This window comes from Sphingobium wenxiniae, assembly GCF_007830065.1.
Lineage (GTDB): Bacteria > Pseudomonadota > Alphaproteobacteria > Sphingomonadales > Sphingomonadaceae > Sphingobium > Sphingobium wenxiniae.
This window is the reverse complement of record NZ_VLKK01000010.1, coordinates 68773-89373: the sequence shown is the minus strand read 5'-3', so window position 1 is coordinate 89373 and position 20601 is coordinate 68773. Positions and strand designations below refer to the sequence as shown.

General features: G+C 63.3%; 23 protein-coding genes. 20 read left to right on the top strand and 3 right to left on the bottom strand.

Going from position 1 to position 20601, the window contains the following annotated elements:
• Positions 1-54 precede the first annotated feature (54 nt).
• From IQ35_RS13895 to IQ35_RS13835, 13 genes are all read left to right on the top strand, one after another.
• Positions 55-900 carry a DUF1932 domain-containing protein gene (locus IQ35_RS13895; protein ID WP_338420273.1) on the top strand — a complete coding sequence of 282 codons (846 nt, stop codon included), beginning with the start codon at positions 55-57 and terminating at the stop codon, positions 898-900.
• Positions 897-1919, top strand: a complete 1023-nt coding sequence (locus tag IQ35_RS13890) for an amidohydrolase family protein (RefSeq protein ID WP_011608001.1) — start codon at positions 897-899, stop codon at positions 1917-1919. The genes IQ35_RS13895 and IQ35_RS13890 overlap by 4 nt, the downstream gene beginning before the upstream one ends.
• The gene (ligA, locus tag IQ35_RS13885; RefSeq protein WP_011608002.1) at positions 1916-2314 is read left to right on the top strand and encodes a protocatechuate 4,5-dioxygenase subunit alpha; all 399 of its coding nucleotides are present in this window, start codon (positions 1916-1918) and stop codon (positions 2312-2314) included. Before IQ35_RS13890 ends, ligA begins: the two co-directional genes overlap by 4 nt.
• A gap of 1 nt (position 2315) precedes the next feature.
• Positions 2316-3161 carry a class III extradiol dioxygenase subunit beta gene (locus IQ35_RS13880; RefSeq protein ID WP_011608003.1) on the top strand — a complete coding sequence of 282 codons (846 nt, stop codon included), beginning with the start codon at positions 2316-2318 and terminating at the stop codon, positions 3159-3161.
• Positions 3162-3171: 10 nt separating this feature from the next.
• Positions 3172-3879 (top strand): alpha/beta fold hydrolase, encoded by a 708-nt coding sequence (locus IQ35_RS13875; protein ID WP_011608004.1) that lies wholly within the window; start codon positions 3172-3174, stop codon positions 3877-3879.
• Positions 3788-4858: a Gfo/Idh/MocA family oxidoreductase gene (locus IQ35_RS13870; protein WP_255535898.1), complete on the top strand. Its 1071-nt coding sequence runs from the start codon at positions 3788-3790 to the stop codon at positions 4856-4858. The genes IQ35_RS13875 and IQ35_RS13870 overlap by 92 nt, the downstream gene beginning before the upstream one ends.
• Positions 4849-5865 (top strand): aldo/keto reductase, encoded by a 1017-nt coding sequence (locus tag IQ35_RS13865; protein ID WP_221442108.1) that lies wholly within the window; start codon positions 4849-4851, stop codon positions 5863-5865. Before IQ35_RS13870 ends, IQ35_RS13865 begins: the two co-directional genes overlap by 10 nt.
• A 61-nt stretch (positions 5866-5926) precedes the next feature.
• Positions 5927-7183 (top strand): pyruvate dehydrogenase complex dihydrolipoamide acetyltransferase, encoded by a 1257-nt coding sequence (locus tag IQ35_RS13860; protein WP_011608007.1) that lies wholly within the window; start codon positions 5927-5929, stop codon positions 7181-7183.
• Position 7184: 1 nt separating this feature from the next.
• Entirely contained in the window at positions 7185-8597 is a 1413-nt protein-coding gene (gene lpdA / locus IQ35_RS13855; protein WP_011608008.1) for a dihydrolipoyl dehydrogenase, read from the top strand.
• 66 nt (positions 8598-8663) lie between these two features.
• Positions 8664-9686, top strand: a complete 1023-nt coding sequence (pdhA, locus tag IQ35_RS13850; protein ID WP_238828902.1) for a pyruvate dehydrogenase (acetyl-transferring) E1 component subunit alpha — start codon at positions 8664-8666, stop codon at positions 9684-9686.
• Positions 9686-11032 carry a pyruvate dehydrogenase complex E1 component subunit beta gene (locus IQ35_RS13845; protein ID WP_092959655.1) on the top strand — a complete coding sequence of 449 codons (1347 nt, stop codon included), beginning with the start codon at positions 9686-9688 and terminating at the stop codon, positions 11030-11032. The genes pdhA and IQ35_RS13845 overlap by 1 nt, the downstream gene beginning before the upstream one ends.
• Before the next feature lie 152 nt (positions 11033-11184).
• A complete protein-coding gene (locus IQ35_RS13840) occupies positions 11185-12453 on the top strand; it encodes an NAD(P)/FAD-dependent oxidoreductase (protein WP_092959657.1) in 1269 nt (422 codons plus the stop codon).
• A 157-nt stretch (positions 12454-12610) separates the two neighbouring features.
• Positions 12611-13417 (top strand): lytic transglycosylase domain-containing protein, encoded by an 807-nt coding sequence (locus IQ35_RS13835; protein ID WP_092959659.1) that lies wholly within the window; start codon positions 12611-12613, stop codon positions 13415-13417.
• On the opposite strand, the gene IQ35_RS13830 is transcribed toward IQ35_RS13835, so the two are convergent.
• From IQ35_RS13830 to IQ35_RS13820, 3 genes are all read right to left on the bottom strand, one after another.
• Positions 13384-13659, bottom strand: coding sequence for a hypothetical protein (locus tag IQ35_RS13830; protein WP_011608013.1), 276 nt, complete (start codon positions 13657-13659; stop codon positions 13384-13386). The genes IQ35_RS13835 and IQ35_RS13830 overlap by 34 nt on opposite strands.
• A 29-nt stretch (positions 13660-13688) precedes the next feature.
• Complete coding sequence (locus IQ35_RS13825) at positions 13689-14210, bottom strand: hypothetical protein (RefSeq protein ID WP_011608014.1); 522 nt, start codon at positions 14208-14210, stop codon at positions 13689-13691.
• Between the two features lie 89 nt (positions 14211-14299).
• Entirely contained in the window at positions 14300-14659 is a 360-nt protein-coding gene (locus tag IQ35_RS13820) for a hypothetical protein (protein WP_092960355.1), read from the bottom strand.
• 344 nt (positions 14660-15003) lie between these two features.
• On the opposite strand from IQ35_RS13820, the gene IQ35_RS13815 reads away from it, so the two are divergent.
• The 7 genes from IQ35_RS13815 (at position 15004) to IQ35_RS13785 (ending at position 20601) form a co-directional block, all read left to right on the top strand.
• On the top strand, positions 15004-15318 hold the full coding sequence (locus IQ35_RS13815; protein WP_011608016.1) for a hypothetical protein: 315 nt from the start codon (positions 15004-15006) through the stop codon (positions 15316-15318).
• A gap of 62 nt (positions 15319-15380) precedes the next feature.
• A complete protein-coding gene (gene traL / locus IQ35_RS13810) occupies positions 15381-15665 on the top strand; it encodes a type IV conjugative transfer system protein TraL (protein ID WP_011608017.1) in 285 nt (94 codons plus the stop codon).
• A 1-nt stretch (position 15666) separates the two neighbouring features.
• Entirely contained in the window at positions 15667-16272 is a 606-nt protein-coding gene (locus IQ35_RS13805; protein WP_092960357.1) for a type IV conjugative transfer system protein TraE, read from the top strand.
• Positions 16269-17093 carry a type-F conjugative transfer system secretin TraK gene (locus IQ35_RS13800; RefSeq protein ID WP_092960359.1) on the top strand — a complete coding sequence of 275 codons (825 nt, stop codon included), beginning with the start codon at positions 16269-16271 and terminating at the stop codon, positions 17091-17093. The genes IQ35_RS13805 and IQ35_RS13800 overlap by 4 nt, the downstream gene beginning before the upstream one ends.
• Entirely contained in the window at positions 17093-18466 is a 1374-nt protein-coding gene (locus tag IQ35_RS13795; protein ID WP_092960360.1) for a TraB/VirB10 family protein, read from the top strand. The genes IQ35_RS13800 and IQ35_RS13795 overlap by 1 nt, the downstream gene beginning before the upstream one ends.
• Positions 18467-18478: 12 nt before the next feature.
• Positions 18479-19381 carry a DsbC family protein gene (locus IQ35_RS13790; RefSeq protein ID WP_092960362.1) on the top strand — a complete coding sequence of 301 codons (903 nt, stop codon included), beginning with the start codon at positions 18479-18481 and terminating at the stop codon, positions 19379-19381.
• Positions 19378-20601, top strand: a complete 1224-nt coding sequence (locus IQ35_RS13785; protein ID WP_092960364.1) for a hypothetical protein — start codon at positions 19378-19380, stop codon at positions 20599-20601. The genes IQ35_RS13790 and IQ35_RS13785 overlap by 4 nt, the downstream gene beginning before the upstream one ends.

Genomic DNA, 20601 nt, shown 5'->3' with positions numbered 1-20601 from the left:
CACGGACGCGCGAGACTCAGTTCGAAGGTCAATTAGCACAAGCTTATCGCGAAAATGCAGTTTCGATTTGCCCGGTCCGCGGCCGCGGTGCATCCCCGAGCCATGGCACATGCAATCGCCCTTATTGGCTACGGCGAGGCCGGATCGATCTTTGCACGCGCAGGCGGGTGGGGCGGGCGCGCTAGCGGCTGGGACCTCCTTCCAGCCCGCTGCGATGCCATGGCAAGGGACGGCATCGACGCTGCAGCCAGCGCCGCCGATGCGCTGAAGGGCGCACCACTGGTGCTCTCGCTTGTCACTGCCGATGCCGCGCTTTCCGCCGCGCAGGGCTATGCTACCGTGCTTTCCGCCGGGGCTATGTGGTGCGACGGCAACTCCGTCGCGCCCGAGACCAAAGCAGCCGCCGCGAGAGCGGTCGAAGCGGCCGGAGGGCGCTATGTCGACATGGCGATCCTCGCCCCAGTCAACCCCGCGCAGCTTGCCGTGCCGCTGCTGCTCGCTGGGCCCGCCGCATTCGATGCCGAGAAAGGCCTGCGTGCGCTGGGCTTCACCAACGTGCGCGTCGTCGGCGACGAGGTCGGCCAAGCCAGCTCGATCAAGATGATCCGCTCGGTCATGGTCAAGGGAATCGAGGCACTGACGGCCGAGATGATCGCGGCAGCCGAGGCCGCCGGGGTGGCCGACGAAGTGCTCGCCTCGCTCGATGCCAGCGAGAAGGCGATCCCCTGGGCGCAAAAAGCCGCCTACAACCTGGAACGGATGCACACGCACGGCGTCCGTCGCGCGGCGGAGATGGAAGAAAGCGCGAAGACACTGCTTTCGCTCGGCGTCGCCCCGGTAATGACGCGAGGCACAATCTATCGGCAGCGACAGGCTGCGGAAAAGGGAAGCGAGGCATGACCATGATCATTGATTGCCACGGCCACTACACCGTGTTGCCCAAGGCGCACGATGACTGGCGCGAGATGCAGAAGGCGGCGTTCAAGGCGGGCCAGCCGGCCCCCGAATATCCGGCCATCTCCGACGACGAAATCCGCGAGACGATCGAGTCCAACCAGCTTCGCCTGATAAAGGAGCGCGGCGCGGACATGACGATTTTCAGTCCGCGCGCCAGCGCGATGGCCCCCCATGTCGGCGACCAGTCGGTCGCGGTGAAGTGGGCGCAGGTCTGCAACGACCTGATCGGCCGGGTCGCGGGGCTCTATCCCGAAGTGTTCGCCCCGGTCTGCATGCTGCCGCAAAGCCCCGAGGCCGACATGTCGAGTTCGATCGCCGAGCTCGAACGCTGCGTCGACATGGGCTTCATCGGCTGCAATCTTAACCCGGATCCCGGCGGCGGCCACTTCAGGCATCCACCGCTCACCGATGAGTACTGGTTCCCGTTCTACGAAGCGATGTGCGAGCTCGACGTGCCGGCAATGATCCACGTCTCGGGCTCATGCAACCCGGCGATGCATGCGACCGGCGCCTATTACATCGCGGCTGACACTATCGCCTTCATGCAGCTGCTCGAAGGCGACCTGTTTGGCCGCTTCCCGAATCTGCGCTTCATCATACCGCACGGCGGCGGCGCGGTGCCCTATCACTGGGGGCGCTATCGCGGCCTCGCCGACATGCTCAAGAAGCCGGACCTGTCGGGCCACCTGATGAACAATGTGTTCTTTGATACCTGCGTCTACCACCAGCCCGGCATCAACCTGCTGGCCGATGTGATCGACAACAAGAACATCCTGTTCGGAAGCGAAATGGTCGGCGCCGTGCGCGGGATCGACCCGACCACCGGCTTCTATTTCGACGATACCAAGCGCTATGTCGATGCGCTCGACATCTCCGAGGCCGAACGCCACGCCATCTTCGAGGGCAACGCTCGCCGGGTGTTCCCGCGCCTTGACGCGCAGCTCAAGGAACGCGGACTGTGAACATTCATGAATATCTCGAGGAATTCGAGGATATCCCCGGCACGCGCGTGTACACGGCGGCGCGGGCACGCAAGGGCTATCACCTCAACCAATTCGCGATGAGCCTGATGAAGGCCGAGAATCGCGAGCGCTGGAAGGCCGGCGAACGTGCTTATCTGGACGAATGGCCGCTGACCGAGGACCAGAAGCTGGCCGTGCTGGCGCGCGACTATAATCGCATGCTTGAGCTTGGCGGGAACATCTATTTCCTCTCGAAGATTTTCTCGACCGACGGCATCCCCTTTGCCGAAGCCTGCTCGACCATGACCGACATGACCTTCCCGGAATACCGGCAGATGATGCTGGATGGCGGCCGTTCGCCCGATGGCAATCGCAGCATAAAGGGAGGCTATTGAAATGGCGCGTATCACCGCTGGAGTGGGATCGAGCCACGTGCCGCTGCTCGGCGTCGCCGTCGACCAGGGCAAGACCCGCGACGAGTACTTCGGACCGATCTTCGCGGGCTATGACTGGACGAAGAAGTGGGAAGAAGAGGAGAAGCCCGACGTGGTGATCCTCGTTTACAATGACCACGCATCCGCCTTCGACGCCAACATCATTCCGACCTTCGCGATCGGTTGCGGCGAGCGCTATAAGCCCGCTGACGAAGGCTGGGGTCCGCGGCCGGTGCCAGACGTGGAAGGCCATGCGGACTTTGCCTGGCACATCGCTCAGTGCCTGATCCTCGACGAGTTCGACATGACCATCATCAACGAGATGGATGTCGATCACGGCCTGACCGTGCCCCTGTCCATGATGTTCGGCCAGCCCGAAAAGTGGCCGTGCAAGGTGGTGCCGCTGGCTGTCAACGTCGTCACCTATCCGGTCCCCTCGGGCAACCGCTGCTGGGCTCTGGGCGAGGCAATCGCCCGCGCGGCGGAGAGCTTCCCCGAAGACCTCAACGTGCAGATCTGGGGCACCGGCGGCATGAGCCATCAGCTGCAAGGCCCGCGCGCCGGGCTGCTCAACCGCGAGTGGGACAATAGGTTCCTCGACATGCTGGAAGCCGACAATGACGATGTTCGCCACATCCCGCACATCGAATACCTGCGCGAAACCGGCAGCGAGGGGATCGAGATGGTGATGTGGCTGATCATGCGCGGCGCGTTAGGCAAGAAGGTGAAGCGTTTGCACCGCCACTATCACATTCCCTGCAGCAACACGGCGATCGGCCACATCGTGCTGGAACCCTTGTCCGAGTGACCGCAAAAACATGAGCACCTTTATCCTGATCCATGGCGCCTGGCACGGACGTTGGTGCTGGGATGAACTGATCCCGCTGCTGGAAGCGGGGAAGCACAAGGTCGTGGCGATCGACCTGCCGGGATCGGGAGACGATCCGACACCGCCCGGGGACGTGAGCCTCGCTGCTTATTGTGATGCAGTGGTGCATACCGTCTGCTCTCAGGGCGAACCCGTGGTTCTTGTGGGGCACAGCATGGGCGGCCTTGTCATCACCCAGGTTGCCGAACTGATCCCGGAACGCGTGGCCGCGCTCGTGTATGTCGCGGCATTCTTGCCGGACAACGGGCAGAGCCTCAAGCAGCTGGCAGATCAAGGCGCGCCTCTATCGCTGGAATACTCGGCGGATGGCCTGACCGCTATTATTCCTCCGCAATCGGCGAGTGACACGCTTTTTGCGGATGTCCATCTGGATATCTGCAAGTCCGCCGTCGCCAAACTCCGCCCACAGGCTTTGGCGCCGTTAGGAACTCCTGTGGAGACGACACCCGAGCGCTTTGGTTCCGTGCCGCGTCACTATGTTGAATGTATCCGAGATCGGGCAATCCCTATTGAAGCGCAGCGCAAGATGGCGGCGGCAAACACATGTGTCTCGATCCAGAGTCTGGAAACCGGTCATTCACCCTTTTTGTCCGCGCCGGCACAACTCGCGAACGCCTTGCTCAACACCACATCGTGAACGGTTTGAAAGGAAACCAACAATGAGAATCGCACTCGTCGGCGCCGGCGCATTCGGTGAAAAGCACCTTGACGGCCTGAAGAATATCGACGGGGTGCAGATCGTATCCATCATCAGCCGTACCGGCGAACAGGCTGCTGCCGTCGCCGAGAAATACGGCGCGAAGCATTCTTCGACCGAGTTGGACGACGCCCTCGCCCGCGACGACATCGACGCGGTGATCCTGTGCACCCCCACCCAGATGCATGCGGCGCAGGCCATCGCCTGCATGAACGCGGGCAAGCACGTGCAGGTGGAAATCCCGCTGTGCGATAGCTGGGCCGATGCCGAGGCCGTGTTGGCCAAGGCGAAGGAAACCGGGCTGACCTGTATGGTCGGCCACACCCGCCGCTTCAATCCCTCGCATCAGTACGTGCACAATCGCATCACCGCAGGCGAGTTTACCGTCCAGCAGATGGACGTGCAGACCTATTTCTTCCGTCGCAAGAACATGAACGCCAAGGGCGAGCCGCGCAGCTGGACCGATCACTTGCTCTGGCACCACGCCGCCCACACGATCGACCTGTTCGCCTATCAGGCGGGCCGCATCGTCAAGGCCAATGCCATCCAGGGGCCAAAGCACCCGGAACTGGGCATCGCCATGGACATGTCGATCCAGCTGAAGAGCGAGAGCGGCGCGATCTGCACGCTATCGCTGTCGTTCAACAACGACGGGCCGCTGGGCACCTTCTTCCGCTACATCGGTGACAGCGCCACCTACATCGCCCGCTACGACGATCTGGTGAACGGCAAGGAAGAGCCGGTCGACGTTTCGAAGGTGGACGTGTCGATGAACGGCATCGAACTGCAGGACCGCGAATTCGTGGCTGCGATCCGCGAAGGGCGCGAGCCCAATTCGAGCATTGCGCAGGTGCTCGATTGCTACCGCGTGATCGGCGAGCTGGCCGTCAGCCTCGAAGCGCAGGACGGCTGGTCGTGAGCACCGCGCGGGCGATTGCCGGACGGCTGGTCAACCCGATCGGCCTCGGCTGCATGGGGCTGAGCCATGGCTACGGCACCCCGCCCCAGCCGGACGAGGCCGGGCGCGTGCTGCAAGCCGCGCTCGACCTGGGCTACGATCACTTCGACACGGCCAACATCTATGGCGCCGGCCGCAACGAGACGCTGATCGGCGAGACGCTGGCGCACCGGCGCAAGGAATTCTTCCTCGCCTCGAAGACCGGCATCCTGTTCGACGGGCCGAAGCGCGGTACCGATTGCCACCCGGATTCCATTCTGCGTTCGCTCGACCAGAGCTTGGCGCGGCTGCGGACCGACCACATCGACCTGTTTTATCTTCACCGTTTCGACCCCGAGGTGCCGATTGCCGATTCGGTCGGAGCGCTGGTACGCGCAATCGAGGCCGGGAAGATCGGCGCCTACGGCGTGTCGGAATGGTCCGCCGAGCACATTCGCGAAGCGCACGCCGCGCACCCCATGGCCGCGGTGCAAACCGAATACTCGCTGTGGACGCGCAACGTCGAGATCGCCGTGCTCGATGCCTGCCGCGAGCTTGCCATCGCCTTGGTCGCCTTCTCGCCGGTGGCACGCGGGGCGCTCGCCAACGGCCTGCGCGATCCGGACACCTTGCGGCAGGATGACATTCGCTACTCTCACCCACGTTTCCGGCCGGAAAACTGGCAGAAGAACCTCGCGCTGGTCGATTCCTTCAATGCGCTGGCAGCAGGCGCGGGCGTGACCCCGGCTCAACTGGCGCTTGCCTGGGTGCTGTCGCGCGCACCCTTCGTCCACGCAATCCCCGGCACCACCCGGCACGACCACCTGGAGGAAAACTTCTCCAGCTCTACATGGCAACCAGGTAAATATCTGCTTGATAGCTGTGATGCGCTGATCAATCAAAACACAGTTTCTGGTGATCGTTATCCTGAACCGATGCAAAGAACGATAGATACAGAAGAATTTATTAATAATTCGAACCCGCATTGATTTTGTCTTTCTGGCACTTAGGCCTAATTAGACCACTATACGCACCTATTGGAATTATTTCATGCCGATTGAGATAAAGATGCCTGCACTGTCGCCCACGATGGAAGAAGGCACTCTCGCCAAATGGCTGATCAAGGTAGGCGATACGGTTTCTTCAGGCGATATCATGGCCGAGATCGAGACCGACAAGGCCACGATGGAATTCGAAGCGGTCGATGAAGGGGTTATCGCCGACATTGCCGTGCCCGCGGGAACGGAAGGGGTGAAGGTCGGCACGGTGATCGCCACGCTCACCTGCGAGGACGAAGAGGATAGCGCCGTCACCATGCCGAAAGCTGAGGTCAAGGCTACGGCGGAACCCGCGAAGTCAGCTGAGCCGTCCACGGTTTCCGTTTCAACACCTCAGCCGACTGCAGCCCCCGTGTCCAAGAGTGGTCGGGTGGTCGCTTCTCCGCTGGCCAAACGAATTGCCGCACAGCGCGGCGTTGATCTTGGTGAGATCAGAGGCAGCGGACCAAGTGGCAGAATCGTCAAGTCTGACGTCGAGGGGGCGCAAGACAGCACGCCCTCTGAAACGCAACGGGCTCCCGCGCCGCAAGCCGCGGTCGACGCCGTACCTGATTTCAGCATTCCTTACGAAGCTGAAAAACTCAACAATGTGCGCAAGACCATCGCCCGCCGTCTGACGGAGGCCAAGCAGACCATCCCGCACATCTACCTGACGGTCGATGCCCGGCTCGACGGACTGCTCAGGCTGCGCGGCGAGCTTAACAAAGCGCTTGAGCCCGATGGCGTCAAACTCTCGGTCAACGATCTTTTGATCAAGGCCTTGGCCAAGGCACTGATCCGCGTACCCAAGTGCAATGTCAGCTTCGCCGCCGACGAATTGCGCAAGTTCACCCGCGCTGATATCTCGGTGGCCGTGGCCGCGCCTTCGGGGCTGATCACGCCGATCGTAGTCGATGCCGCGACCAAGGGGGTGGCGCAGATCTCGACCGAGATGAAGGCGCTCGCCGACAAGGCGCGCGAGGGTAAGCTGCAGCCGCACGAATACCAGGGCGGAACGGCAAGCCTTTCAAACCTGGGCATGTTCGGGATCAAGCAGTTCGAGGCGGTGATCAACCCGCCGCAGGGCATGATCATGGCGATCGGCGCGGGCGAACAGCGCCCATACGTGGTCGATGGCGCACTCGCCATTGCGACGGTGATGAGCGCCACCGGCAGCTTCGACCACCGCGCGATCGACGGCGCCGATGGAGCGCAGCTGATGCAGGCTTTCAAGGATCTGGTTGAGAACCCGCTGGGGCTGGTGGCGTAAGATGGCTGAGCAGTATGATCTCATCGTCCTCGGTTCCGGCCCTGGCGGCTATGTTGCGGCGATCCGCGCGGCGCAGTTGGGACTCAAGACCGCGATTGTCGAGCGCGAGAACCTGGGCGGGATCTGCCTTAATTGGGGGTGCATCCCAACCAAGGCGCTGCTGCGTTCGGCCGAAGTGCTGCACAACATGCGCCATGCCGCCGCATATGGGCTGGCGGCGGACAACATCCGCGCCGATCTGGACGCGGTGGTCAAGCGCAGCCGTGGAGTGGCGAAGCAGCTCAACCAAGGCGTCACCCACCTGATGAAGAAGAACAAGATCGCCGTGCACATGGGAGAGGGGGTTCTCAAGGGAGGCGGCAAGCTGGAGGTGAGGGGCGACAAGGGCACCGAAACCCTCTCCGCCAAGCACATCATCATTGCCACCGGCGCGCGCGCTCGCGATCTGCCTTTCGCCCCGGCCGACGGCAAGCGGATCTGGACCTATCGCCATGCCATGACCCCCAGCGAGATGCCAGGCAAGCTGCTGGTCATCGGATCGGGCGCGATCGGGATCGAATTCGCCAGCTTCTACAACGATATGGGAAGCGAAGTTACGGTCGTTGAGATGATGGACCGGATCGTCCCGGTCGAGGATGCCGATGTCTCGGCCTTCCTTGAAAAGGCACTCAAGAAGCAGGGCATGACGATCCTGACCGGGGCGGGGGTGGAAAGCCTCGCCTCCGGCCCCAATGGGGTCAAGGCCAGGATCAAGGACAAGGACGGCAAGGTCAGCGAGAGCGAGTTCAGCCACGTGATCGTAGCGGTCGGGATCATGCCAAATACTGAGAATATCGGCATTGAAGCACTCGGTATCAAATCGGAAAGAGGCTTCATCCAGATCGACGGCCTGGGCCGCACCAACGTGCCCGGCATCTGGGCGATCGGCGATGTTACCCCCGGACCCTGGCTCGCCCACAAGGCCAGCCACGAGGGCGTGATTGCCGCCGAGGCGATCGCCCATGCACTCGGCAACAAGGTTGTCCACCCCCACGCGATGGACAAGCGCAACATCCCGGGCTGCACCTATTGCCGCCCGCAGGTCGCCAGCGTCGGGCTGACCGAGGCCAAGGCCAAAGAGGCCGGTTACACCGTGAAAGCAGGCACTTTCCCGTTCATCGGCAACGGCAAGGCGATCGCACTGGGCGAGCCCGAAGGCTTCATCAAGACGGTGTTCGACGCCAAGACCGGCGAATTGCTGGGTGCGCACATGGTCGGTACCGAAGTAACCGAGCTGATTCAGGGCTATGTCGTGGGCAAGACGCTCGAGACCACCGAGGCCGAACTGATGGCCACGGTCTTTCCGCATCCGACGCTGAGCGAGATGATGCATGAAAGCGTGCTGGCCGCCTTTGAGCGGGCGCTACACATTTAAGGAATTGGAGATCCTGTGCAAAACAGACGATCAAATAGAGACGGACGGCAAAGGCCTCAAAGTGAAATCAAATCCGCTTTACGTAGCCTACAGGAAACACACGCGGCGAACCTGCGGCACAAGGCCTCAGATGAAGAACTGCTGAAATTCTACGAACAGATGCTGCTGATCCGCCGCTTCGAGGAGCGCGCCGGGCAGCTCTATGGCCTGGGTCTGATCGGCGGGTTCTGCCACCTCTACATCGGCCAGGAAGCCGTCGCGGTGGGGCTGCAATCGGCGCTGACGCCGGGCAAGGACAGCGTCATCACCGGCTACCGCGATCACGGCCACATGCTGGCCTATGGAATCGACCCCAAGGTTATCATGGCCGAGCTCACCGGCCGCGCCGCGGGCATCTCGCGCGGCAAGGGCGGGTCGATGCACATGTTCAGCGTCGACCACAAATTCTATGGCGGCCATGGCATCGTCGGCGCGCAGGTGCCGCTTGGGGCAGGTCTCGCCTTCTCGCACAAGTACAACGAGGACGGCGGCGTCTGCATGGCCTATTTCGGCGATGGCGCGGCGAACCAGGGCCAGGTCTACGAAGCCTTCAACATGGCGGCGCTGTGGAGCCTGCCGATCGTGTTCGTGGTCGAGAACAACGGCTACGCGATGGGCACGGCGGTCAAGCGCGGTTCGGCCGAAACCGATTTCTACCGCCGCGGCACCGCGTTCCGCATCCCCGGGATGAACGTCAACGGCATGGACGTGCTCGAGGTTCGCGCCGCCGCCGAAGTGGCGCTGGCGCATGTCCGCAGCGGTGCCGGGCCGGTGCTGATGGAACTGCACACCTATCGCTATCGCGGCCATTCGATGTCGGACCCCGCCAAATACCGCAGCCGCGAAGAAGTGCAGGACATGCGCGAGAACCACGACCCGATCGAGGCCGCCAAGGCCGAGCTGGTCAAGCGCGGGGTGTCCGAGGAACGGATGAAGGATATCGACAAGCAGATTCGCAGCAAAGTGGCCGAAGCTGCTGACTTTGCAGAAAATTCGCCGGAACCGGAGCTGCCCGAACTCTACACCGACGTACTGGTGGAGACCTACTGATGGGCATCGAACTCAGAATGCCCGCGCTGTCCCCGACCATGGAAGAGGGGACGCTGGCCAAGTGGCTGGTCAAGGAAGGCGACGAGGTCAAATCGGGCGACATCCTTGCCGAGATCGAGACCGACAAGGCGACGATGGAATTCGAAGCCGTCGATGAAGGGATCGTAGGCAAGATCCTGGTTGCCGAGGGCACCGAAGGGGTCAAGGTCGGAACCGTGATCGCGGTAATCGGCGGGGACGGGGAAGTCACACCGAGTTCGGCTCCGGTGCTGACCGAAGTCCAGGCTGCACCGCCCGCAATCGCGATCGAGCGCCCGGTGGCTGCACCGCGCGCCGCCGATCCGGCAGTGCCCGCTGGCACCAACATGAAGATGTCGACCGTGCGCGAAGCCTTGCGCGATGCCATGGCCGAGGAAATGCGCCGCGACGGCCGCGTGTTCGTGATGGGCGAGGAAGTCGCCGACTATCAGGGGGCCTACAAGGTCACCCAGGGCCTGCTTGAGGAATTCGGGCCGAAGCGGGTGATCGATACCCCGATCACCGAATACGGCTTTGCCGGGATCGGCGCGGGCGCGGCGATGGGCGGGCTGAGGCCCGTGGTCGAGTTCATGACCTTCAACTTCGCCATGCAGGCGATCGACCACATCATCAATTCGGCCGCCAAGACCAACTACATGTCGGGCGGGCAGATGCGCTGCCCGGTGGTGTTCCGCGGCCCCAACGGCGCGGCGAGCCGGGTCGGCGCGCAGCACAGCCAGAACTACGGTCCGTGGTATGCCAATGTCCCCGGGCTGGTGGTGATCGCGCCCTACGACGCGTCTGACGCCAAGGGCCTGCTCAAGGCCGCGATCCGCAGCGACGACCCGGTGGTCTTCCTCGAGAATGAGCTGGTCTATGGCCGCAGCTTCGAACTGCCCGAGCTGGACGACCACGTGCTGCCGATCGGCAAGGCGCGGATCATGCGCGAAGGCAGCGACGTTACGATCGTGTCCTACTCGATCGGCGTCGGGCTCGCGCTCGAGGCGGCGGATGCGCTGGCCGCCGAGGGGATCGAGGCCGAGGTGATCGACCTGCGCACGCTGCGTCCGCTCGACAAGGAGACCATCCTGGCTTCGCTCGCCAAGACTAACCGGCTGGTCGTGGCCGAGGAAGGCTGGCCGCAATGTTCGATCGCTTCGGAGATCACGGCCATCTGCATGGAGGACGGCTTCGATCACCTCGACGCGCCGGTGTTGCGAGTCTGCAACGAGGACGTGCCACTGCCCTATGCAGCGAACCTTGAGAAGGCGGCGGTGATCGACGCGGCGCGGATCGTCGTGGCAGTGAAGCGGGTCTGTCACCGTTAAGCTCAAAATGAATATTTTTGTGAAGATGTTTTCAATATTTCCTGGCAAAGACAAAAAATTAGATGGCCTTACTCAAGGGCTATTAAGTATACGTGATAGATAACTAATATAATAAAATTATTATTTAGACCGATGCGAAATGCTGGAGACTCCTGATAGTGGCTGATATCGTTATTGTCGGAGCCGGGCATGGTGGGGCGCAGTGCGCCATCGCGCTGCGGCAGGCCGGGTTCGAAGGCACTGTGACGATTGTCGGCCGCGAGTGCGAACCGCCCTACGAACGCCCACCGCTCTCCAAGGAATACTTCGCCCGCGAGAAGACCTTCGACCGGCTCTACATCCGCCCGCCGCAGTTCTGGGAGGAGAAAGGCGTTTGCCTGATGCTCGGCATCGAAGTGACGGCGATCGATCCGGCGTCGAAGCAGCTTACCCTCTCGGACGGCTCCAGCTTCGGCTATGGCAAGCTCGTCTGGGCGACCGGCGGCGATCCGCGCAAGCTGCCCGTTCCCGGCGGGAGCCTTTCCGGTGTCCACGGCGTGCGCACCCGCGAAGACTGCGACACGCTGATGGGCGAGATCGACGGAGGAGCGAAAAACATCTGCGTGATCGGCGGCGGCTACATCGGGCTTGAGGCAGCAGCCGTGCTCACCAAAATGGGGTGCAAGGTCACTTTGCTCGAGGCTCTCCCCCGTGTGCTTGCGCGCGTTGCCGGGCCGGAGCTGTCGGCCTTCTACGAAAAAGAACACCGCGACCACGGTGTTGACCTGCGGACCGGCGCAACCGTTGAAGCGCTTGAGGGTGAAGGGCGCGTTACCGGAGTCAGGCTGGGTGACGGCTCGGTGCTTCCCGCCGATGCAGTAATCGTCGGCATCGGCATCGTGCCTGCCGTCGCACCGCTGATCGCAGCCGGAGCAGCAGGTTGCAATGGCGTGGACGTCGATGAGTACTGCCGTACCTCGCTCCCCGATATCTATGCCATCGGTGATTGTGCCGCCTTCGCCTGTGATTTTGCCGACGGAAAAGTGATGCGCGTCGAATCGGTGCAGAATGCCAACGATCAGGCAACCTGCGTTGCCAAGGCCATCTGTGGCGACGAGAAGCCCTATCATGCCTTCCCGTGGTTCTGGTCCAACCAGTACGACCTGCGCCTGCAAACCGCCGGCCTCTCGGTCGGCTATGACCAGACCGTGGTGCGTGGGTCCCCGGACGCGCGGGCGTTTTCGGTAGTTTATCTTAAGGGCGGGAAAGTGATCGCGCTCGACTGCGTCAATATGGTCAAGGACTATGTTCAGGGCAGGAAGCTGGTGGAAGCAGGTGTTTCGCCAAACCAGCAACGCCTGGGCGACGTGAGCGTAGCGCTCAAGGAGCTTTTACCCATCCAAGGCGACACACACTTGCGGAACGGCGGAGCCGCTGTTTGATGTTGCCCGGTGGGTTTCTTCCGCAGCAGGTAACCGTGAGACGGCATGAACTAACCGGTCGCGTTCGCGGCAACATGAGTTGACGCCGCCCGATATCTTTGATTGATTGATTGCGCGCTTTCCCGACTGCCGGCCCGCCTCTAGGAGGCGAAAAGTGATGCTGGTTTTTTTTCGAGTACTCGCGTTGGTAGCGCTAGCGACTATGACGCAAGCACAAGCCCGTGAGGCTGAGTTGACGCGCTTTGAGCGAGCGACAAGCATAGGTGCGACCACGGTCGCGAGCGGAATCGAGTTTCAGAGCCTTGAGGTGGTGCCCAATGGCCGCATACCTATTGTTCAGGATATTTCTTTGCCTCCACTAACAGCTTCAAGATCGCCAGCATTCAATTTGGAACCATGTATGCATGATGGATATACTCGTGCATGGTGGCTCTCGCCCGAGGCCGAAGTGCGCCGCGCAGCGCACTTCGAGACGGTAGCGCGCATCGCATGTAATCACGGCCTGCCCACCCGCTTGCTCGACGCCGTCATAGCTCAGGAGTCAAGTTATGACTTCCTTGCCTTGAGCCGTGCCGGAGCGATGGGTATGATGCAGATCATGCCGGGTACTGCACGTCAGCTGGGGTTGTCGAATCCGTGGGAGCCAGTTGCGAACATGGTGGCGGGTGCTCGCTATCTTCGTGAGCAACTCGACCGTTTCGGGCGTATCGACCTGGCCCTTGCAGCTTACAATGCTGGCCCGGAACGCCGTGCGCTGCGCTATGGCCGCATCCCCGCGATCCCAGAAACCCAGCACTACGTGCGCACGATCCTCACCAACTGGGGCCGCCTGATCGAGCTGGATCAGGCCAACATGCGCGAACCCGACCGAGGCGAACTCGCGATGATCGCCGTCCGCGCCTCGGGCTACCGCGACGTCGAACTCATTCGCTACGACGGGTTGAACGCATCGAACCCAATGTAGTGTGCGTAGAGCAAGGCTATCCCCATGATGCACGGAAACCCGCTGAGGTAATTCAGCTGGAACCGCAGCCAGAGGCGCGGGAACCAGATCGCTTTCTGCTTCCATGTGTCGGTCGGCAGGCCGATCGCGCCTGATTGAAGCTCGATAATTGTGCGCAGGAGCGCACAGGTCGCGCAGATTCCGGCGAGCAGGCCAACGGCGGCATAGAGCTGGGTCCAGGCCGCGAGCGCTTCAGGGCGCATGACACTCTGCTGCGCGAGCCCTCCTCACATCACGCCTGCAACGTCCGGTCGTGCTCCATCACCCGCTCTTGGTGGGAGAGGAGCATGTCATAGGCCCGGCCCAGCGCTTCATGGATGATGGGTGGGCGCAGGGTCACCTGGATTTCGCCGCGCCGGCGCGTCAGGATTTCGCAGTAGAACCCTTTCATCGCCTCGCAGATGAGGAAGACCTCGGGGTCGTCATAGGCGGTGTGATCGTGCAAAAAGGTCACGCAAAACTTGGCGCGCACGCAATCGATATCGAGAGCCTCGAACAGGCGGTCGCGCAGGTCATCTTTGAGCGCCACCTTCTTGCGGATCACCTTGTGAAGACGCGGGCGAGCGATCTCGAGGCGATCGGCCAGATGAGCAAGAGGCAAGCCCTGCTTGCCCGCTTCGGCATCGATCAGACGCTTGTATTGCTCCTGCTCGGAGAGGCGCGGCGCAGCCTGTCCAAAGCAGAATACCGAGTCGCCCAAGGATGCTGGCTTCGGGCAGAAAACGGTCTCGGGTGTGACAGTGCTGTGCGGCATGGCTCGCCCCTTTCGGGACAATCGCTCTATGGGATACCATAGAGTGTCAAGTGTTTGCATTGCCGATTAAGGCAATTCCCATAGCGTTTTCAGATCAAGTGTCCGGGCTTTGTCAGGTGCACAATAAAGGGAATGACAGCCTTGTCCTTCACTGGCTTGCCGCTGATCTGCGCGATTCTTCGGCGCACGGCGTTATAATCGTCAAGCCACTCGGGACCCACTTCAAGCCAAACCTTGATTTGCCCGTCGATTGGATGCTGAGCGAGGAATCCGTCCAGGTCTTCGCGCGCGATCTCCATCGAACTGGCGCGCGAGCAGGCGTGCTGGACAGTTGCACGCAAGCTCTGGAATTTAGCGGTTTTCTTGGAAAAGTCACACATGGCGTCGGCCAGAAGTGCGAAGCAATTCTGGCTTATGAGCATCCGGATATTGCGTGTTCCGCTAGCCATCGAGTTTGCGCCGGGTGTTCCATGATCTGCGCGATCATGACCCAGAATCGTTAATTTTCCGAATCGCGAGGTGACTGGCCGATTCGCGCGGGCTAGTTTCGATCCAGGCAATGGCGGTTGCCTGCCCAGGTGACAGCTGCACGCAAGTGGAACTTCGGTATTCCGAAATGGAACCTCTCGATTTCCCAAATGGAAAACCAATAGCCGTCCCGAATCCATCTAGAGGAATGATGACGATTCGCGCATCGGAAGAAACCCTTCCTTAATTGCGACCAGATGCTCGCCCCTGTTCTTTGAACCTGCCCGGGGATGACGTGGGCGGTTTCAAAGAAGGAAGCATTGCGATGAAAAATTGGTTCAAGGGGAAGGGCGCAGGTATCGCCCAGGGCGCGGCGGTGGCGGCGCTGGGTCTGGCCTTCGGCAGCGAGGTGGCGATGGCCGGCGCCGACACCACGTTCAATACCGCGCTCACCGCGTTCACCGGCTTTCTCGAAGGCTCGGGCGGCAAGATCATCACCGTTCTCAGCCTCGCGGGCGGCATCGTCGGTCTCGCCTCGGGCCGCTTCAGCCTGGCCCAGGTCGCGATCCCCGTCGGGGTCGGGGTGGGGGCCGGCACCGGCGTTCCCATCGTCACCGCCGCGGTCACTGCGACCATCTGACCATTCGTTTGTCCGGCGCAGGCCTCGGCGTCTGACCGGATCCTTGGAGGGTGGTGTCTGCCATGCAGCGATACACGGTCCCGGCGCATCTCGATGATCCTGAACTGATCGGCTTTTGGACGCTCGATGAGTTCATCGCGATGATCGTGCCCTTCGCCTGGGGCGTCCTGTCTCAACATATTCTGATTGGGCTCTTAACAAGCGTGCTGGCCTGGTGGGGATTGCGCAAGTTGAAGGCGGGACGCGCGGTCTCGTGGATCATCCACACGGCCTACTGGTATCTGCCGGGCTCGTTCATGGGCCTCAAGGCGACGCCGCCCTCCCACCTTCGCGTGATGGCGGGCTGACATGGATCTCTCGATTTCGCATGCCCAGGCGCAGCGACTCTTGAAACAGCGCAACCTGCTGGCGATCGGCTGCGCCACGCTGTTCGGGGTTTCGGTGCTCCTTACGCTGACCGCGGCAAGCCGCGATCGCGAGGTGGTGCTGCAGCCGGTGCTGGCAAGGCCGCTGACGCTTTCCTCCTCGCACATCGACAAGGACTATCTCGAGCTCGTTACCCGCGATGCGGCGCTGCTCACGCTCAACCGCTCGCCGTCGAACCTCCAGTACTGGATGGATTCGATCCTCGAGATCACCGACCCCAGGACCCACGGCCGCATGAAGGCCGAGCTGATGAAGGTGTTCAGCGAACAGAACGGCTCGAACGTCTCGCAATACTTCACCATCGAAAAACTCACCGTCGATCCGGAAGGGCTGACCAGCGAGGTCAACGGCATCCTCCATACCGTCGTCGGATCGAAGGAAGTGACCGCCGAGGCGCGGACCTTCCGCTTCGTGTGGTCCTACTCGGGCGTGAGCCTGAAGCTCGCCGGGTTTGGCCAGGTCACTGGCAAAGGCGCGAATGGCAAGGACGCGGATCGCCAGAACACCACAGGGAGGGAAGACGCATGACGATAGCTCTCGCCCTGAGCCTGCCGGCCTGCGCGATGGGCGCGGGCGCCATGCTCGCCGGACGACCTTTCGCCACCCTTGGCAGACCCATCGGCGCCGCGCTGATCGCCCTGGGAGCGCTCGGCCTCGCATCGCCAGCTTTGGCCGATCAGAATGTCATGGCGGCCGACAACGGCACGGTCCAGTGCGTCGCCTCGGCCAGGGACCTCACCCGGATCAGCCTTGCGGGCGACCAGTTCGCCTCGGTCTCGAAAATCACTACCGGCAACCCGGCCGAAGATTTCAAGATCGTCAACGAGCCAGTGCGCGGCGACATCTATATCTCGGTGCCCGACGGCTTCCCGAAGGCGTCGCTCTCGTTCTTCGGCACGACCCGCAAGGGCTTCGTCTACAAGTTCGTCTGCCAGGTACGCGGCACCGAGGCCGAGCAGGTGTTCATCGCCAATGCCGCGATTACCAGCGATCGCGCCCGCGACTGGGAGGTGCAGAGCTCGCCCGAGGATGCCGCAGTGCGGCTTGCCCAGGCGATGTACCGCGGCGAAGCGATCGACGGCTTCGACATGCGCTCGACGGTTCTCGAACCGGTCATGGTCGGACGCCTCCAGGTCCAGCAGGTCGGCGAGTATCGCGGCGCGGAGATGAAGGGGCTGGTCCTGCGCGTGCGCAACACCGGGCGGCAGGCGCAAAGTCTTGATGAGAACATGCTCGCCGCACGCGGCGCGCTCGCCTTCATGGCGCCGGTGAGCGAACTCGCCTCCGGCCAGGAAGCCGCCGTCTACCTCATCCAGTCCAGTGCCAACACTTTGACAGGGGCGCGGTGATGGACTTGGCCAAGTTATTCCAGAAGAAGCCCAAGGCGCTCGATGCCGGCGAGGGCGCGGACGGTTCGCCGCTCGGCGATGCCATGGCGACCAACGAGGCGGTGAAGCGCAAGCAGATGCTGCTGCTTGGCGGCGCGGGCGCGGCCGCGCTTGTCGCCGGCTCGTTCTACATCTTCGACGACAAGCCGGGCAAAAGCGGCAAGGCGCTCGAGGAGGAAGTCGAGGGCGTCTCGGTCGACGAGATGGTCAACAAGAACATGGCCGAGAAGGAATGGCGCGCCCAGTCCGAAGCGCAGATCTCGGCGATGGACACCAACATGCGCGCACTCGCGGCGCGCGCCGAACGTGCCGACCAGCTCGAAGCCCAGCTCGCCCAGCAGTCGGGCGCCGGCATGCCGCCCGAGACCGAGCGCGTGCTCTCCGCCTACCAGAGCGAGAACGAGCAGCTGCGCGCCGCGCTCGCCGCCGCGCGCCAGTCGCCGGTGGGTTCCAGTGCGGGTATCAATTCCGGGCCCAATGCACTTTACGGGCGAACCAGTCCGCCAAGCTACCAGGTGGCGGGCGCCCCACGCCTCGCGGGAATGCCAAACACGCCTGCGGGGCAGGCTGCAGCTTCTGCCGCCGGGCTTCCTATCGCGCGCGGCGGCGAGGTCAGTCTCGTCTCTTTCGGTGAAGGCGCGACGAGCGGCACTGGAACCCCGGTGCCGAGGGGCAACACGGTCTATACCGACAGCGCCAATTACCTGCCGCCCAATTCAATTGCAGTCGCCAAGGTGATCGTCGGCGTCGATGCCAATGCCGGGGTCCAGAGCCAGACCGATCCGCTCCCCGTCGTGCTGCGCATCACGGGGCCGGCGCGCTCGGTCTACGACAAGGGGCGGCTGCTCACGACCAACATCGCCGGCTGCCTCGTCAACGGCGCGGCGCGCGCCGACCTCTCCTCGGAGAAGGTCTATGTGAAGCTCCAGCGCATGACCTGCCCGCAGCCGGGCGGCCGCTACGCGGTCTCGGACGTCAAGGGCTTCATCGCCTTTGGCGGCAAGACCGGGGTGAGGGGCCGGGTGGTCAGCCGCGAAGGCGCACTCGTCGGCCAGGCTTTCCTAGCCGGGCTCGCCGGCGGGTTCGGGCGCGGGTTCTCGGCCAACACCAGCTCGGTCCTCCAGGGCGCCAACGTCAATGTGAATGGCCAGCGCCAGAAGCTCGGCACGGGTGAAATCCTCGAAGGCGGATTGGGCGAAGGCGTCGCGACCTCGGCCGACATGGTCTCCAAATACCTGATCGAGCGGGCCGAGCAGTACCAGCCCGTGATCGAGATGCCGACCGGGATCGATGTCGAGATCGTCTTCCTCGAGGGCGTGTTCATCAACGGATGAGGAGTGAAGGCGATGACGTTCCACTTTGCTGATCTGAAACGGCTCAAGCCCACGAAACGCGCCGTCAAGCGTCTGGCCTGGCCGCTTGCGGCCATGGCGCTCGGCAGCGGCGCCTCGCTGGTCTGGGCCAGTGCCGAGGGCGGCGAGCGCCGCCCTTCGCAAGCCGATGTGGCGGTGGCGAGCCTGCTCAAGGAGCGCCTGCCCCGCACCGCGGTCTCCCGCGTCAATTGCCAGGTGGTGGACGGGGTCTGCGAAGTGACCGCCGGCTCGCAGCTATTCTACGTCGACCGGACCGCGCGCTACCTGATGATCGGGCGGGTCTACGACATGCAGACCCGCCAGGACCTGACCGCCGTGCGCCTGCTCGAGGTCAACCCTGACCTCCTCGTCGGCGGGGCGGCAGGCAGCCGCCGCGAAGCCGAAACCACGCAGGCTTCGGCCCGCGGGCTCAATACTTCCGCTGCGCGTGAGACAGGCGCGCAGGGGTCCCCCCGGACGATGTCGCTCGCCGAACTGCCCGAGGCTGGCGGCATCGTCTGGGGCAACCCCGCCGGCAAGACCGTTACGGTGTTCAGCGATTTTCGCTGCGGCTATTGCCGGGCGCTCTCGGCCGAGCTCGAGGCGATGAACGTGCGGGTGATCGAGCGGCCGATCTCGGTGCTCGGCAGCCGCGACCTTGCCAACCAGGTGTTCTGCGCGCGCAACCGCTCCCGCGCGGTCAAGGCGGCCTACGCCGGCGCAGCCATCGCCGACAGCAAGCCCTGCGACACCTCGGCGCTCGATGCCAACGAGCGCTTCGCCCGCGAGGCCGGGATTGCCGGAACCCCGGTGATCGTGCGCTCGGACGGCGCTGTGATCGAAGGCTACCGCCCGCGCGCGGTTCTCGAAACCTGGCTCAAGGCCGTGCGCTCATGACGCTTCTCACGCCCCGGCAACAGTCAGTGTTCCAGCGCGCGGTGCAGCGCCGCTCGCGGGGACAGGTGCGGCTTCCGGCCCTGAATCTTGGTCAATCGGAGGCAATCGCCCTCTGGCACAATCTTGTCGCAGCCTTCGCAAGCGACAGTGGCAAAGGCAGGGGCAGGGCGCTCACCCCCCGCGAACTCATGCTGCTGCGCCAGCGTGCCTGGCAGCGCTCGGCGGGGCATATCGCGCTGTCGCAGGACAGCGTGACGCTCGAGGCCGGGCTGGCGCTCTGGAATCTCGCGGGGCAGATCGAGATGCTTCTTGCGCGGCAGTCGCACGGATATGCAGCGCGGCCGGGCCTTGCACGCGCGGCGAAGGTGGCCGCGCTCGGGCTGGCCGCGACGCAGATGGCGGCCTGCACGAGCCTCTGGGGCGGCAACATCAAGGGCAACTTTGCCTGCAGCGCGCCCGGCGGCACCTGCGCGCCTTCGACCGTGATCGACGACCAGGCGCTTGCCGTCATCCAGAATGCGCGCCCGATGGTGCCGGCCTCAGGGCCCTATTTCCGGCCCCAGTCACGGACCTCAGGTCAGAGCGCCCGGTTGATGCCGACCGGCAGCGGCAGGATCGCCGCAGCCGGGCCAGGTGTCGCCCACCGCGAGCGCCGCGTGCTCAAGGTGGTGTTCCCCTCCTATGTCGATGGCTCCGGCAATTTTCACGAGCCGCGGGTAGTGCACACCGTCGCCGATGCGGGTGGCTGGATGCAGCTGTCCGGCGCCAGCTCGGGCGAGCAGGGTGCGGCGCAGGCCCAAGCTGACGCTGATGCCGCTGCGCCCCTCGCTGCGCAGCAGGCCAATCCGCCCGGCGATCCACAGTCTGCCGTTAGCCACAAGCCTGACGAGCAAGCCGGACTGCCCGGCCCAGGTGCCGTGCCATCGGGAGCCCTGCCCGATCCCAGGGTGGTGGCCGAAGCACGGGCCAAGGGCGCTGCGAGGTCGGCAGGCTCGCCGGTCGATGCGATCAGGGCCGAGGTCGAAGCACGGCTTGGGGGCGCCACCAAGGCTGGCCAACCATCCGCGCCATCACCCGTCCAAGGCGGCACCGCCGCCAAACCGGGAGACGCGGAACCTGCTGCGGCACAGGGCGCGACACAGGGCGCGGCACAAGCTCCTTTCCCGACACCCACGGCCGCCAATCCTCCCGCGTCCTTCTCCGGCAAGGTCGAGGAGTAG

Coding starts and splice junctions, on each gene's coding strand:
- IQ35_RS13825 (WP_011608014.1), bottom strand. CDS start 14,210: ATGCCGCACAGCACTGTCACACCCGAGACCGTTTTCTGCCCGAAGCCA.
- IQ35_RS13835 (WP_092959659.1), top strand. CDS start 12,611: ATGCTGGTTTTTTTTCGAGTACTCGCGTTGGTAGCGCTAGCGACTATG.
- IQ35_RS13790 (WP_092960362.1), top strand. CDS start 18,479: ATGACGTTCCACTTTGCTGATCTGAAACGGCTCAAGCCCACGAAACGC.
- lpdA (WP_011608008.1), top strand. CDS start 7,185: ATGGCTGAGCAGTATGATCTCATCGTCCTCGGTTCCGGCCCTGGCGGC.
- IQ35_RS13860 (WP_011608007.1), top strand. CDS start 5,927: ATGCCGATTGAGATAAAGATGCCTGCACTGTCGCCCACGATGGAAGAA.
- IQ35_RS13875 (WP_011608004.1), top strand. CDS start 3,172: ATGAGCACCTTTATCCTGATCCATGGCGCCTGGCACGGACGTTGGTGC.
- IQ35_RS13800 (WP_092960359.1), top strand. CDS start 16,269: ATGACGATAGCTCTCGCCCTGAGCCTGCCGGCCTGCGCGATGGGCGCG.
- IQ35_RS13785 (WP_092960364.1), top strand. CDS start 19,378: ATGACGCTTCTCACGCCCCGGCAACAGTCAGTGTTCCAGCGCGCGGTG.
- IQ35_RS13830 (WP_011608013.1), bottom strand. CDS start 13,659: ATGCGCCCTGAAGCGCTCGCGGCCTGGACCCAGCTCTATGCCGCCGTT.
- traL (WP_011608017.1), top strand. CDS start 15,381: ATGCAGCGATACACGGTCCCGGCGCATCTCGATGATCCTGAACTGATC.
- IQ35_RS13880 (WP_011608003.1), top strand. CDS start 2,316: ATGGCGCGTATCACCGCTGGAGTGGGATCGAGCCACGTGCCGCTGCTC.
- IQ35_RS13895 (WP_338420273.1), top strand. CDS start 55: ATGCAGTTTCGATTTGCCCGGTCCGCGGCCGCGGTGCATCCCCGAGCC.
- IQ35_RS13820 (WP_092960355.1), bottom strand. CDS start 14,659: ATGGCTAGCGGAACACGCAATATCCGGATGCTCATAAGCCAGAATTGC.
- IQ35_RS13845 (WP_092959655.1), top strand. CDS start 9,686: ATGGGCATCGAACTCAGAATGCCCGCGCTGTCCCCGACCATGGAAGAG.
- IQ35_RS13815 (WP_011608016.1), top strand. CDS start 15,004: ATGAAAAATTGGTTCAAGGGGAAGGGCGCAGGTATCGCCCAGGGCGCG.
- IQ35_RS13890 (WP_011608001.1), top strand. CDS start 897: ATGACCATGATCATTGATTGCCACGGCCACTACACCGTGTTGCCCAAG.
- IQ35_RS13795 (WP_092960360.1), top strand. CDS start 17,093: ATGGACTTGGCCAAGTTATTCCAGAAGAAGCCCAAGGCGCTCGATGCC.
- IQ35_RS13805 (WP_092960357.1), top strand. CDS start 15,667: ATGGATCTCTCGATTTCGCATGCCCAGGCGCAGCGACTCTTGAAACAG.